Raw genomic sequence first — 12861 nt, 5'->3', positions numbered from 1 at the left:
ACTACCTCCACCAAGTTAGACACTTGCCAGCTTTTGGTTCATGAATCGGACAATATTCCCGGCATCCAGCGGTTTGCTTAAGAAATAGCCTTGAATTTCATCACAGCCTAGCTGAGATAACAGCTCCCACTGTTCGAATTCCTCCACACCCTTGGCAATGACTCTTTTCCCTAGACTATGCGACAAGGCAATCCATCTATGTATAGTAGCTTGATCCATTTCACTCTTCAACATATCCCGGAGGAACGTTGGATCCAGTTTTACAGCATCGAAAGGCAGCTTATGCAGCAAGAATACGGAGGGAAAGCCGGCTCCCACGTCATCGATGTTAAGCTTGACCCCATAATTCTGAATATTTTCGAAAATTTGACATGTTAGGTAGACGTCAAGCAGCGCAGTTTGCTCTTTGATCTCCAAGCAAAGGTGAGCAGGTCGTACTTTCGTTCGTTCAAGCACCTCCTCTAGCCTGTCCAGAAAATGGGGATCCAAAAATTGCCGCTTCGATAAATTCACAGAGACTGGTAATGGGGACAATCCTTCCTGCTCCCAGCCTTTCAGTTGTTCACAGACTCTGTTCAACACCCAGTAGCCGATTTCCAAAATGCTCCCATCATCTTCAGCAGCAAGCATGAAAGCATCAGGAGGCAGGAAGCCAATGCCTGGTCTTACCCAGCGTATCAACGCCTCCGCCCCGATAATGTGACCTGTCTGCATTTCAATGAGAGGCTGATAGTGAAGCACGAATTCCTCCTCATCAATGCCTTTTTTGATGCCTAGGCTATGCAGATAGCGGTGCTGCTCCACTTGTCGAAGGGAGGGTTCATAGATAACGAAATCACCAGGCCCTTTGCTTCTTGCTTCGTACATCGCCATATCTGCATACTGCATCAGATCTTCAGCATGTTTGCTATGAAGCGGTGAAAGGCAAATCCCCATGCTTGCGGTGACAGCAAGGTCTTTGCCATCAAAATGAAATACATGGTTGCATACATCCAATAGGCTTTGAGCTAATGATTCAAGTTCTTGCTGGTTACTTATTGCAGGAACGATTAGAGCGAACTCATCTTCGCCTATTCGTGATATTAGCGCACTTCGCGGTGCTGTTTGCTGTATCAAATCAGCCATATGCTTTAGCAGCGAATCTCCTGCACCGTAGCCAAGCGCAGCATCCACTTGTTTGAACTTATCCATATCGAGCAGGATGACGGCGAAGGCCTGAAAACTGTCATTAACCAAATAATTTTCCAAATGATAAAGAAAGGAACCTCGGTTCAAGAGTCCGGTATGAGCATCATGTTCAACCAGATATTGAACTTTATCATCCGCTGCAACATCTTGTTTCATTTCCGTCAGAAGCACATAATGCAGTGGGTCTCCTCGCCAAATCATATCATGGCTCTCTGTTTTTACCGATTTCACTTTGCCGCTCCTTGTAATGACGGAACATTCCACAGGCAGTGTTTGGTAATAAGCCCCTCCGCTCATCGTATTCTCTTCTCCAACGAACTTTCCAATAGGCTCCAGCATCAGTTCGTTCGGTAAGCATTCTAATAGCTGCGCCGCTTGAGGATTTAAATCCACAATGATCCCCTCCTGATTCACCACGATAATGGAGACTGGGGAAAGATCATACAGCATCTGATACTTTTGATTGATAGAAGGCAAGAAATCGTATTTCATTACCGCATAACGCAGAAAGTAACCAAACCAGAGCATAGAAAGCATCGCAAGATCCGGATAATTAATCGTGTTCAAGAGGTCATGCGCTTCATCAAAGACTGAAAAAAATACGCCCCATAGATAAGTCATTACATAGCCAATGCACATGATGCGGATTTGTTTGCGTTTCAATTGTAAATCATACCGTTTTACATAACGGAAACCAACTAGGAGCAACATCAGGCAAATGGACATCGCATATACGCTTGTACCTAAAGTTAGAAATTGAAGGCCACGACTCCATTTATCTATTTCCCAGGGACCCCGATGAATAAGCTCGACGGAAAACCAGGAAAGCGGCAGCAGCAAAACAACACTTGGTACTAAAGACCCATAACATAACAAAAACACTGATATTTTCGACATTTTTCGAAATCTGCCCGTTAGCCTTAAAGCGAAATGAACCATAAAACACATCAGAAAAAAGGAGGGGACGTCCATCAGTCCTAGCACAATTGGATAGGTATAGGAAGCTGGTACCCAACTGATTAGAAAGTTCCCTATGTAAGGAATAATCGCTACTAGAAAGCTGATCGCCGCTATCTTATTGAGCGAACTGTACCGATTCCGTCTGTATACTTCCAACGCCATACGAATCAAGAGCAACATCGGTATAGCATAAAGCAATGCGGATATCACAACTATTAGCATGGAGAAGGCTCCTCATCATTTCGTACTTTTCCATCCAACAAAAAAAAGAAACCTTGCTTGAAGGTTTCTTGATCACCTAAAAGCGGAAACTGGCTGGCATTCGACAAAATCGAGTAGCCCCTCTAGCTTTGCGTCCTTGACTTTCATCAAGTTTGCCCTTATCTCTTTTACGGAATATTCTTTTCATTACTTCTGGGACTTTATTCCTATTAACTTTATATCATGCGAACGTATTTTTCGTCAATGTTAGTGGACAGGATTGCTTTTACAAGTTTCACATGGTGTAATGGAAAGAACGATGAATTCGAAAGTGAAACAACGATGAAAAAATGGTTATTTATTTTTCTTGTACTTTTCTCCATCTTTGATATCGCTTATGCCAAGATGACCTCACCAGCTACTGAGCATACATCGGCTATAGCAGCAATTGAGCCTCAAACCGAAGTACGAATGGATGCCCTCCCCGTCATGCAACCTACACCAAGCATCCTCCCAACGCCCACTCCCGAAGAAGCAGAAGACAACAGGATCATCCCTGCTCTTTCCCAGCTGCCTGAGCTTCCGAATGGCTGTGAGGCGGTAGCCGCAACGATGCTGCTTAATTGGGCTGGACTTCCTATTACCAAAGAAGAGATGGCGGACAAACTGCCTAGAGGCCCCATGCCTTATGAAAATGAAGATGGCGCCTTTATTGGCGGCAATCCCAAAGATGTCTTCGTTGGCGATCCTTATCAAGCGGGATACGGGATTTATCACAAACCACTGGCCAAGTTAATGGATGGGTTGCTGCCTGGGCAGGTGAAGGATATTTCCGAATCTTCATTTGAGAATTTGCTAAGCGTCGTCGCTGGCGGGAATCCCGCTATGGTTTGGGCAACCGAACATATGAATGCTCCTTATCTGGACCTGGAGTGGCAGGACGAGGAAGGCGAACTTGTTGAGTGGTATCAACCGGAACATGCCTTGCTCCTGACTAGCTGGGATGCTGACTATGCGTATATGAACGATCCTATGACTGGCCGGCAGGAATCTTACGCGTTAGCAGACTTCAAATATGCGTGGGAACAGATGGGCTCACAGGCAATTATCATCAACAAAAAAGCATGAACAAGTTCAGTGAATCTGAGCTTGTCCATGCTTTTTTCATAGCGGATCTAGTTGTACCGCAGCCTGCTTGCCACTAAGCTGTATACCTGTTTGTTTACGCCCGCTTGCGCTTAGATCTTTCACCAGGTTCTCAAGCAATTCTTTGGCTTTGGCCCCTTCTTTGCCGGAAATTTTCACGACAAGCATGACGGCATCTCCAGCTTTGAGGATTCGTTCTGCTTGCTGCCTTTTGGTATCCAGGTCGTGATCCTCAATATGCGGCGTTAGGCGCAGCTCCTTGACCTTGAGCGGCTGATCCTTTTTGCGGGCTTGCTGTTTCTCCTGAAGCGCCTCTTGCTTGGCTTGGCCGGAGCCGATCAGCTTGCAAGGCGGCGGACTGCTCATCAAGGACGTGCAGATGAGATCCACTTTGAGCTGTTTCGCCAGAGCAAGAGCTTCCTTCGTGGGCATCGTGCCCAAATCTTCGCCATGCAGTCCTGTAAGATGAACCTCGGATGCTTTGATTTTCTCATTCTTAATCATTGTGAATACACCTAATCTTTCGCTATAATGAACCCATCCCTATATGAGGCTGGTTAAGGAGCTGTTTATGTACTTATGAACAACAAAGAATTAGAAGAGCAAATGATTGAAAATTACAAGCGTGAAGAGCATATGATGATTCTTGTGTTTGCTCAGTGGTGCATTAATCACCAACTGGATCCTGCCGCGCTTTATCATAGCGCTTACCCGGATCAACCGAACAATGAGTCTTTGCAGAAAGCACTCGAACTGACCGTTCCTAGAGAGGAAGCCGGTGAAGTTCCTGACGATACGGTGCTGGGTGTCTTGTCGTTATTCGGCAACGAGGAGCTCGCGTTCATCGTCACACAGGAAATAGAGAAACGCCCGAGATCAAGACGGGAATAATGACTACTTCATGTTGAAGGCATCGGCTAGCAGCTCAATCGTCCGCAGTCTGGTTTCCCAGTGGTAACCGCCGGCAACGATCATGACTTCATCGACTTGGTAGCTTTCCGCCAAACTCAGCAGCTGCTGCTTCACATGCCCTGGGTCGCCTACGATCATACGCGACCGATTGTCCTGTACTCGGGTTTGATCCCAATCCGAGTATCCATAATCTGCAGCTTCTTCAGGCGACTTCACTCCGGTGAATTCGCCTTTTTCCATTTGCAGAATGCGCAAATCGAGGGAAGCGGCAAGCCCCTCTGCCTCCGCCTGCGTCTCGGCGCACAGCACATAAATGCAAACTGTCGCCTGCGGCACGACGTTCAGCGCGGACGGTCGGAACGAGCTGCGGTAGCTGCGCACCGCTTGCTGCCCTCCCGCTCCGTTAATGAAGTGCGCGAAGCAGAACGCTGCGCCTGCCTGCGAAGCGTAAACCCCGCTCTGCCCGGTGGAGCCGAGCAGCCATACCTGCGGCACTCCGGCCACCAACGGGGTGGCGCGGATGCCCTCGAACACATGCCCGGGTTCCACCGAGTCGGTGAGGAACCCGAGAAGATCTGTGACTTGTGCGGGGAACCGCTCCAGTCCCTCGAACAGATCCGCGCTGACGCCGCGCAGCGCCTTGGCCGTATGCGGCGTGCCTCCGGGCGCACGCCCGATGCCAAGGTCGATGCGGCCTGGATACAGCGCCTCGAGCATGCGGAAGTTCTCAGCGACCTTGTAGGCGCTGTAATGCGGCAGCAGGACGCCGCCGGAACCAAACCGGATGCGGCTCGTACGGGCAGCCAAGCTGGAGATCAGCACTTCCGGCGATGAACCTGCAAGCCCCATGGAGTTATGATGCTCCGACGCCCAGAATCGGGTGTAGCCGAGACGATCAGCAGCTTGCGCCAACGCGATCGTTTGTTGCAGCGCATCGCTATGCGTATATCCGGACGAAACCGGTGATTGATCAAGGATACTTAGCTTCAGCACATCCATACCTTCTTTCTAAATCATCTACCAATCTTGATTATACAACGCACAGCCAACAAAAGAAAAAGGACAAACCCCTAAAGGCATTGTCCTTTATACATCCGTATCCTGCATCCCACATTGTTGCTTACTAAAAGTGTATGGCAGACGACTGGCTTTATGACAGCATTTTTATTTACGCTGCATCCTTTGCTTTCTCACCCTGCTGTCTCTTCTTGAATAGCAGAGGGATAAGCGCAAACAGAGCATACATGCCAACCGCTGCATAAAACTTTACCGATCCGATCTCTTGCAGAGACGCGCCAAATACGTTGTATACCACGGCGCCCGGAATGATGCCGATCAAGGTGCCCCAGGTATAATCCCAGAAACGGATCTTTGATAAACCCGCTCCATAACTGATGCCATCGAAGGGAAAGAAAGGCATTAGCCGCATATAGAGAACGACCATGAACCCTTTCTCCTCAGCCTTTTGATCAAACGATAACAGCTTTTTGCTTTTAAGTATGCGTTGGAAGCTGTTGCGCCCCCACCTGCGCGTGATGTAAAAGGAAAGCAGCGCACCCGCTCCCGCTCCAATGATATCGTAGATGGTTCCCCAGAAGGCACCGAAGACATAGCCCCCATATAAGGTTAACGGCGTGGCCGGAAACAGCACCAAAGGACGAAGCGTATAGACAATGATGTACAGCAGACCTCCGATCGGCCCCAGCTCCCGCAGCCATTCGGTGATGCCATCCAAATCCAGTTCATCCCAAACGCCGGTCCATTTCAAAATAAGCAGTCCAGCTCCGGCGGCCAGAAACCAGCCAACCAGCACCCAAAGCGACTTCGAACGCGCCATGGCTCCCCTCCTCTGTACCGAACAAAGTAACTTCTTCGACGCCCTGTATATGCTTTCCATCTTACACAAATCTGGTGGCACATATCAACACGCAGGAAACCATTGATGGCAAAGAACAGATATGATAAACTGCTCCCATCTCCTGTCCATTATTTTCCGAACTTTATTCCTTGCCGTTCTGCCTATTTCGCATCTACTGGAGGAATTTCACATGCTGCTGCGACGCAAAAGCATCTTCTTGACGTTATGGCTGTCCTATATTCTCATCTTGCTCATTCCTGTTTCAGGCACCTTCGTCCTTTATACGAATATGGAGAAAAGCATGGTGGACAACGCCAACCGCTCGAATTTAGCTATGCTGGAACAAGCTCGTCAGGTCGTGGACAGCAATTTGCAAGAACTTGAACAGCTTGGCATCCAAATTGCCACCCAACCGAAACTTCAAACCTTATGGACCCTCAAAGACAGTGAAAAATATATCCAATATGAGGAAGCCGTCCGCGCGTTAAAAACGGTACGCCATGGCTCTCCTTTTGTTGATGATTTCTACATCTATTTGCGTAACGAAGATACCGTTATTTCCCCGAATTTAAAAACGGACGCCACTACCTTTTTCACCACTCTATATCCTCTTCCAGGTATGAGCTTGGATCAAGTCCGTTCTAAACTTCTAACCGGCTATCACTATTTAAGCTATTGGCCGACGTCAGCACCAAGCCCAGATCAAACAACCAAAAATGTTGTCGCCAGCGCCATATCTCTGCCTCTAGGAGAGAGCAGCAATGTGGAAGGCACCTTAATTATGCTGATCAACGAGCAGCAAATCCTCGATCTATTGAAAGGTATTCAATGGGTAAACAGCGGCTCCATGTTTATCCTCGATGCGACAGGCCAAGTGATCGTATCTACTAGCAGCCAGTACAAGCTATCCCCTAGTTTGCTCGCAGAAACCGAGAACTCCAATGGGTACAAAAGCTATGATGTTGAAGGTAAACCGCAAATGCTTTCCTATACGACCGGTAAAAGCGGTTGGAAATATATATCGCTCGTTCCGAAGAGCGTTGTGTTGGAACGCGTCAACGAAATGAAGACATGGGCCTTATTCTTGCTGGTACTTGTTGTTGCAGCAGGAAGCGCGGCAGCCTATTGGATGGCTTATCGCAGCTACAGCCCGATTCGCGATCTCGTTTATAGCCTGAATAAAGGAAAAAGCGATCCGCGTCCGGGCATTGCGAACGAATACGAATTCATCCGCAATTCCATTGCCGAGTCCGTTGCTGAAGGCAAAGCGCTTGAACAGCAATTAGCAGGGCATCTTCCCGTTGTACGCGCGACTTTTCTGACAAGGCTGCTCAAAGGCGAAGTGGAACAAGCGGAGATCACCGATGACTCCCTTGCCTTCATGGGCGTAGATCTGCCTCATCCTTATCTTGGCGTTATTCTCGTTGAAGTCGATGACAGCAACGAATTCCGAATGGAAGAGAGCGATCGTGATCGCGCCCTTGTGCGTTTTATTCTGTTTAATTTAAGCAGCGAATTGATCGGCAATTCCGGTTATGTCACAGAGACCGACAGCAATCGCTTAGCGCTGCTCCTGAATGTCCCAGATGATTCTGAGGAAACAATCCGCAATCGCGATGCGTTAATTACCGAGCTCAAAGACATCATCGAGGGTCGCTTTCGGATGAAGATCACCATCGCAACCAGTTCCTTCCAAAGCGGCAGACTGGAAGCTTCACGCTGCTACAACGAGGCTCTCAACGCCCTTGATTATCGGATTATTCATGGAATCAGCTCCGTCATTCATTACAATGAAATCCGTATCCAGGAACGAACGTACTATCACTATCCGATGGAAATCGAGGCACAGATCATCAATTGTCTCAAAAGCGGCGAATATGACCAAGTCGAACGTTTGCTTAACGAACTGTACAAGCACAATATGGGGACGCGCGACACGACACCTGAACTAGGCAAGCTGTTATTTCTAAACTTGCTGTCAACGGTGCTGAAAGTAACGAATGCGCTCAAAATTGACGAGAAGCAATGGCAGGTCGGTGCCGCCGACCCTGTCAAACTGATTATTAACAGCACCTCGGCTGACGATATGCTGAAAAAAGTGAAAGAACTGTGTTTATTTATTTGCAACAGCGTTCAGGAGGCTAGATCCGAGCATAATGAACGTTGGAATGAACGAATGAAGACCTACATTGATGAGCACTACGGGGATCACTCCCTTAGCTTAACTTCCATCGCTGAACATTTTGGAATGACACCGCAGTATATGTCCGGATTGTTCAAGAAACAATATGGCATTAACGTGACCGACTATATGATTGAGGTGCGGATGAAAGAAGCGAAGCGCTGGCTCGAGGTTCCAGGTATGACGATCCTGCAAGTTGCCGAGCAAGTCGGCTATTCGACCGATATTGGCTTCATTCGCGTTTTCAAGAAAATGGAAGGAATTACGCCTGGGAAATACCGCGAAATGCAGCAAAGAAGCGATAATCTGAAAGACAGTTAGAGGGTATGAAAACTGGTTTATCCTTGATCTGAAGCGGTGTTTATCCTTCATTAGAACGTATTGTAGGCAGCAGGAGTCTGTTCTTCTATATTGAAATTGCGGACAGCGATAACCGTAAAACAATATGCACAGGAGGGTCACCCAAGCATGAACAGAAAAAAAAGCGCGATTCAGTTTACCGTGATCACAGCTACAGCTCTCTCTTTGTTGCTTGCAGGATGCAGCAGCGAAACGGCTAAGCCATCCCCGGCAGCAACAGGAACTTCCACAGGCGCAGCATCCTCTGCAGTCCCGGAGGTGAAGTATCCTACTTCCTTCAAGTACTGGGTTCCTATGAACGGCAATGCGGCCGCTGTGATGAAAAACTACAATGAGATGGCCGCCTACAAAGAGATCGAGAAGAAAACCGGCACTAAGGTAGAATTTCAACATCCACCAACGGGTCAAGAAAAAGATCAATTCAATATCATGTTAGCCTCTAACAGCTTACCTGACGTAATTGAGTACAATTTCGCATCCGGGATGGGGCAATCGACTGCCCAAAGCCCAGATTCACTCATTAAAGGGAAACAAATTCTTCGTTTGAATGAACTGATTGAGAAGAATGCACCCCATTTAACGAAAGTGCTGAAAGATCATCCAGAATTCCGCAAAATGATTACAACGGATGAAGGCAATATTTATGTGATGCCTTTCTTGCTTGGAGACGAGCAGTTGAGTGTTGTCAATGGACCTATTTTCCGTCAAGATTGGCTGGATAAATTGGGCCTCAAAGTACCGACGACCATCCCTGAGTGGGAAACCGTATTAACAGCGTTCCGTGATAAAGATCCGAACGGCAATGGCAAGAAAGACGAAATCCCTTTCTATATGAATTTAAGCGGCGATTTCGATACCAACAATCTCCTCGTCGGAGCATGGGGGATTACAACCGATTTCTATAACGACAAAGGCAAAGTAAAGTATGGCCCTATTCAGCCTGAATATAAAGAATTTCTAGCTACACTGGCCCGTTGGTACAAAGCTGGCCTCATTGACAAAGATTATGCAAGCATTACAGATGCCAAGCTGAAAGATGCCAAAATCACCAATAGCCAGGTAGGTGCCTACTCCGGATATGCAGGTTCCGGTCTTGGCCGTTACTTATCTTTGGTTCAACCGACCACGCCAAGCTTCTCCTTGGTAGGGGCTCCTTATCCTAAATTAAAAGAAGGCGCTGCGGCTTCGCTTGGGCAATATACAATGCCTTTCACAGGGTATGGCGCTGCTGTTTCTACTCAAGCCAAAAACCCGGATCAAATCATCAAATGGCTTGACTACAAATATAGTCAAGAAGGCGCCCTGTTAATGAACTTCGGTATTGAAGGCGAAAGCTACAAAATGGAGAATGGCTATCCGAAATATACCGACCTCATTATGAACAACCCGGATAAACTGCCAATCACGCAAGCTATGGCCAAATATTTCCAAGCAAGCTGGAGCGGTCCATTTGTTCAGGATAAACGCTACATTGAGCAGTACTATACGATCCCTGCACAACGTGATGCTCAAAAAGCATGGACGGCAGCCGATCATACGAAACAAATGCCTGGCATCAGCTTAACAGCCGATGAAAGCACGAAGACAGCCTCCATCATGAACGATGTGAAGACATATCGGGATGAAATGTTCAATAAATTCGTGATGAATGGGGAACCAATCGAGAATTTCGACAAGTATGTGCAAACGATGAAAGGCATGGGCATCGAAGAAGCTATTAAAGCACGTCAAGCTGGTTTGGATCGCTTCAACACTCGCAAATAAGGATACCGTTAGACGCTGACTCACGGTGAGGAAACAAGATTCCTCGCCGTGTGGCGTCTTCTTGCACCCATTTTCACCGACTCAATAGCTGAAGGAGGGCCAGGCAATGCCCACAACACTCAAAGAACAGACCGGCTCCGTGAAGCCGGCAGTCAATAAGAGCGGGTTCACATATCGTTTTATCCGCGATGCCAAAATCAATAAATATGTCTATATCATGCTGCTTCCTGTAGTCGTCTACTACATCCTTTTTTATTACGTCCCGATGTATGGACTGCAAATCGCTTTCAAAGATTATGCACCGGGTATCGGCATTTTGCATAGCCCCTGGGTTGGATTCAAACATTTCCATGACTTCTTTTCCAGTTTCTACTTCTGGCGTATTTTACGTAATACCCTGTTAATGAGCTCTTATGATTTGCTGTTTTCCTTTCCTGCCTCCATCATCTTGGCGCTATTGCTGAATGAACTGCGCAGCAGGTTCCTCAAAAGAGCCGTCCAAACGATAACGTATATGCCCCATTTTATATCCATCGTTGTTATCTCAGGCATGCTCGTTGATTTCTTGGCCCGTGACGGGTTAATCAACAATATCCTAAATTCCTGGTTCGGCTTTACGCCGCTCACGTTCTTGCAGGAGAGTGGATGGTTCCGGTCCATCTATGTGTCCTCGAATATTTGGCAAAATGTAGGCTGGGGCTCCATCATTTATTTATCAGCCATGTCAGGCATTGATCCTTCCTTATACGAAGCTTCCAGAGTAGATGGTGCCAATCGCTGGCAGCAAACCTTTAACATTACCCTCCCGGGTATCATGTCCACGGTTGTCATTCTGCTTATTCTGCAAATCGGAAATTTCATGACTATCGGCGCCGACAAAATATTGCTCTTATATAACCCAACCACCTATGAAACTGCCGATGTCATTGGGACATTCGTCTATCGCAAAGGGATTCTCGAATCAAACTTCAGCTACAGTTCGGCTGTCGGACTCTTCAATTCCCTCATTAATTTCACGCTGCTCGTTCTGGCCAATACACTAAGCCGACGCACCAGTGATAATAAGCTTTGGTAAAAGGAGGCTGCAACCATCATGAGTAGAAGTTGGGGAGAACGCATTTTTGACACTTCTAATTCCATTTTCTTGATCCTGCTATCTTTAGTTACACTCTATCCATTTCTGTTCGTTCTAATCGCCTCTCTGAGCGATCCAGCTTGGATCGTACAAGTCCGCGGGCTGATCTGGTACCCAAAGGGATTTAATTGGGAAGCCTATATCATGGTGTTCAAAAACCCCTCCATTATAACCGGTTATTTGAACACCATCCTGTACGTGATACTCGGTACCTCGCTGAATATTCTTATGACATCGCTTGGCGCTTATGCGCTTTCCAGACAAGACGTCATGTGGAAAAATCCCGTCATGTTTATGATCGTGTTTACGATGTTTTTTAGCGGCGGCTTGATTCCAACTTACCTGCTCATTAACGACTTGGGCATGGTAGATACCCGCTGGGCTTTACTGATTCCTACTGCTATGAGTGCCTACAATTTAATTATTATGCGTACCTCCTTCCAAGCCGTTCCTGTGAGTTTAGAGGAATCCGCCAAGCTGGATGGCGCCAATGATTTTACGATTCTGTTCCGGGTTATCCTTCCGCTCTCCATGCCCGTGGTCGCAGTGATGGTTCTCTTCTATGGGGTCTCCCACTGGAACGCCTGGTTCAACGCGCTTATCTATTTAAGAACCCGTGACCTTTATCCACTACAACTCATCTTACGAGAAATCTTGATCACGAATAGTACCGAGTCAATGACGACGGGTGTCGGTGGTGCCGATAAGATGCCCATCGGAGAAACGATCAAATACGCCACAATTATTGTCGCAACAGCTCCCATCCTGCTCTTATATCCTTTCCTGCAAAAGTATTTCGTCAAAGGTATTATGATTGGCGCGATCAAGGGGTAACGAAATCTGTCGAAGAATTAAATCAAACGAATATCAGCCATAAAGAAGAACGGCTTCGCCGCCCTGAGAGATCAGCCTCTTAGTAGCGACAAAACCTGTTAAGGGAACTAGAGGACGCTATATAGGCAAATAGCAGGGATGCTAGGGTATTAGCGGAACTACAGGGTCTTATTTCCACGAAAAACGCTGAATTTGCCAGAAGCTTTGCAAAATATATGACATGATAAGGCATTGTGCTCCTTAGCGGCTGATTCACCTTTACGGAGCACATGCCGACTAGGAGGAAATTCAAAAAAATTTATAATAAGGTTTATATTTACA

Annotated in this window: 10 protein-coding genes and 1 riboswitch; of the genes, 6 read left to right on the top strand and 4 right to left on the bottom strand. The window is 47.1% G+C overall.

What is annotated here, in order from left to right; all coding sequences use genetic code 11:
* Window positions 1–15 precede the first annotated feature (15 nt).
* Window positions 16–2370 carry an EAL domain-containing protein gene (locus IEY34_RS20425; protein WP_189014583.1) on the bottom strand — a complete coding sequence of 785 codons (2355 nt, stop codon included), beginning with the start codon at window positions 2368–2370 and terminating at the stop codon, window positions 16–18.
* Between the two features lie 81 nt (window positions 2371–2451).
* Window positions 2452–2537: riboswitch (cyclic di-GMP riboswitch) on the bottom strand.
* A gap of 154 nt (window positions 2538–2691) precedes the next feature.
* Between IEY34_RS20425 and IEY34_RS20420 the strand changes: the two genes are divergently transcribed.
* Window positions 2692–3477, top strand: coding sequence for a C39 family peptidase (locus IEY34_RS20420; RefSeq protein WP_189014581.1), 786 nt, complete (start codon window positions 2692–2694; stop codon window positions 3475–3477).
* 36 nt (window positions 3478–3513) lie between these two features.
* On the opposite strand, the gene infC is transcribed toward IEY34_RS20420, so the two are convergent.
* Window positions 3514–3999, bottom strand: coding sequence for a translation initiation factor IF-3 (gene infC, locus IEY34_RS20415; RefSeq protein ID WP_189014579.1), 486 nt, complete (start codon window positions 3997–3999; stop codon window positions 3514–3516).
* A 75-nt stretch (window positions 4000–4074) separates the two neighbouring features.
* On the opposite strand from infC, the gene yxiS reads away from it, so the two are divergent.
* Complete coding sequence (yxiS, locus tag IEY34_RS20410; protein WP_189014577.1) at window positions 4075–4386, top strand: protein YxiS; 312 nt, start codon at window positions 4075–4077, stop codon at window positions 4384–4386.
* A gap of 3 nt (window positions 4387–4389) precedes the next feature.
* On the opposite strand, the gene IEY34_RS20405 is transcribed toward yxiS, so the two are convergent.
* Both IEY34_RS20405 and IEY34_RS20400 read right to left on the bottom strand, forming a co-directional pair.
* Entirely contained in the window at window positions 4390–5400 is a 1011-nt protein-coding gene (locus tag IEY34_RS20405) for an LLM class flavin-dependent oxidoreductase (RefSeq protein WP_189014733.1), read from the bottom strand.
* A 175-nt stretch (window positions 5401–5575) separates the two neighbouring features.
* The gene (locus IEY34_RS20400; RefSeq protein WP_189014576.1) at window positions 5576–6244 is read right to left on the bottom strand and encodes a TVP38/TMEM64 family protein; all 669 of its coding nucleotides are present in this window, start codon (window positions 6242–6244) and stop codon (window positions 5576–5578) included.
* 211 nt (window positions 6245–6455) lie between these two features.
* Between IEY34_RS20400 and IEY34_RS20395 the strand changes: the two genes are divergently transcribed.
* From IEY34_RS20395 to IEY34_RS20380, 4 genes are all read left to right on the top strand, one after another.
* A complete protein-coding gene (locus IEY34_RS20395) occupies window positions 6456–8768 on the top strand; it encodes a helix-turn-helix domain-containing protein (RefSeq protein WP_189014574.1) in 2313 nt (770 codons plus the stop codon).
* A 147-nt stretch (window positions 8769–8915) separates the two neighbouring features.
* Complete coding sequence (locus IEY34_RS20390) at window positions 8916–10571, top strand: extracellular solute-binding protein (protein WP_189014572.1); 1656 nt, start codon at window positions 8916–8918, stop codon at window positions 10569–10571.
* Window positions 10572–10677: 106 nt separating this feature from the next.
* Entirely contained in the window at window positions 10678–11646 is a 969-nt protein-coding gene (locus IEY34_RS20385; RefSeq protein ID WP_189014570.1) for an ABC transporter permease, read from the top strand.
* An 18-nt stretch (window positions 11647–11664) separates the two neighbouring features.
* Window positions 11665–12540 carry a carbohydrate ABC transporter permease gene (locus IEY34_RS20380; protein ID WP_189014568.1) on the top strand — a complete coding sequence of 292 codons (876 nt, stop codon included), beginning with the start codon at window positions 11665–11667 and terminating at the stop codon, window positions 12538–12540.
* Window positions 12541–12861 lie beyond the last annotated feature (321 nt).

The sequence above is a fragment of the Paenibacillus marchantiophytorum genome, assembly GCF_014640555.1.
Lineage (GTDB): Bacteria > Bacillota > Bacilli > Paenibacillales > NBRC-103111 > Paenibacillus_E > Paenibacillus_E marchantiophytorum.
This window is presented reverse-complemented; position numbering and strand designations above follow the sequence as displayed.

Coding starts and splice junctions, on each gene's coding strand:
- IEY34_RS20425 (WP_189014583.1), bottom strand. CDS start 2,370: ATGCTAATAGTTGTGATATCCGCATTGCTTTATGCTATACCGATGTTG.
- IEY34_RS20420 (WP_189014581.1), top strand. CDS start 2,692: ATGAAAAAATGGTTATTTATTTTTCTTGTACTTTTCTCCATCTTTGAT.
- infC (WP_189014579.1), bottom strand. CDS start 3,999: ATGATTAAGAATGAGAAAATCAAAGCATCCGAGGTTCATCTTACAGGA.
- yxiS (WP_189014577.1), top strand. CDS start 4,075: ATGAACAACAAAGAATTAGAAGAGCAAATGATTGAAAATTACAAGCGT.
- IEY34_RS20400 (WP_189014576.1), bottom strand. CDS start 6,244: ATGGCGCGTTCGAAGTCGCTTTGGGTGCTGGTTGGCTGGTTTCTGGCC.
- IEY34_RS20395 (WP_189014574.1), top strand. CDS start 6,456: ATGCTGCTGCGACGCAAAAGCATCTTCTTGACGTTATGGCTGTCCTAT.
- IEY34_RS20390 (WP_189014572.1), top strand. CDS start 8,916: ATGAACAGAAAAAAAAGCGCGATTCAGTTTACCGTGATCACAGCTACA.
- IEY34_RS20385 (WP_189014570.1), top strand. CDS start 10,678: ATGCCCACAACACTCAAAGAACAGACCGGCTCCGTGAAGCCGGCAGTC.
- IEY34_RS20380 (WP_189014568.1), top strand. CDS start 11,665: ATGAGTAGAAGTTGGGGAGAACGCATTTTTGACACTTCTAATTCCATT.